General features: G+C 57.3%; 2 protein-coding genes. One reads left to right on the forward strand and one right to left on the reverse strand.

Going from position 1 to position 1,184, the window contains the following annotated elements:
• Positions 1-37: 37 nt before the first annotated feature.
• Entirely contained in the window at positions 38-667 is a 630-nt protein-coding gene (locus AC07FD_RS32755; RefSeq protein WP_478353217.1) for an ankyrin repeat domain-containing protein, read from the reverse strand.
• Between the two features lie 319 nt (positions 668-986).
• On the opposite strand from AC07FD_RS32755, the gene AC07FD_RS32760 reads away from it, so the two are divergent.
• Positions 987-1,184: hypothetical protein (locus tag AC07FD_RS32760; RefSeq protein WP_478353218.1), on the forward strand; the 198-nt coding region annotated here is incomplete at its 3' end.

Genomic DNA, 1,184 nt, shown 5'->3' on the forward strand with positions numbered 1-1,184 from the left:
ACTACTTCGAAAACTCAGGCTATGACCGAAATTAATCTCATCCCGCTCTAGCGGCAAGATGAAGCGGGCTTTCCCCTGTCGGCGCTGCGTTGACGTCGGCCGAATGGTCGAGGAGCAACCTCACTATTTCCTTCTTGTCCGTCAGAATTGCGAAATGCAGTGCCGTATACTTGGCATGCCCATCGACTGCGTCCACGTCGGCGCCGCTATCGAGGAGAAGTTTAGCTATGTCGGCGTACCCCAGTCGCGCTACAAGATGGAGGGGCGTTCGCTCCTCAAAATCTCGGCCATTTGCCTGCGCTCCCCGTTGTAAAAGGAAAGCGACCATTTCCGGTTTGTCGTAGCTCGCTGCAATGTGCAAAGGCTTGTAGCCGGCCGGGGGCTTCACAGCCTCGATATCGGCACCTTTGTCCAGCAGGAAGGCTGCCATTGAAATATCGCCCTGGAGAACGGCCGCGTGTAGCGGCGTTCCCTCGTCACCTTGTTCGTTCACATCTGCGCCGTTCGTCACAAGACTTTGTACAAGCGCCAGATTGTCCGCCATCGCAGCGTCATACAGGTCGCCAACTTCGGCGCCACCTGCGGCGCACCAAGTCAGAATCATGCCGGCGGCGATCGGAAGTTGCCATCTAACCATAGCGTCCTCCTGGGAATGCGGCGTCGCCATCGCCATCTCGCGCACAGGGCAGCTGACGCGCAGCACCAGGACGTTGGTGCATATTGCGCTTGGCACATGGAAGCCGGTTTTGTCGCAACCGGGCCTTTGCTTCCGAACGAATAATAAGCCTAACAGCCGTCGTCGACCAGCATTGCCTGCAAATGGGCATCAATCTGGCCAACCCAGAACGTGACGCTGTCGCTTAGCGTGTGATGGGGCTGTTCAAGAACGGCGCCACTATCGCAGACCTGAAAGCCGCAGATGGAAACGCGCCTACGGGGAACCTGCGGCGGCAGATCATCTGGCATGAGCAGACAGGGCGCAAACGATGAAAATCGATCATCAGCAAGACCGGGTCGACAATCGGATTCGTCAGGTAAATGTTCTGATATCCAGTGGTAGAGAACTCACTGCCGCGCTTGCTCATTCTTCCCGGAAATCTTGCAGCGACGCATGGCGCAAATCTTCCTCGCCGCGCAGATGCTTCACAGTCGCCACCAAGCCCGGCTTGACCCACTACGTCGCC

This window comes from Mesorhizobium waitakense (assembly GCF_056431085.1).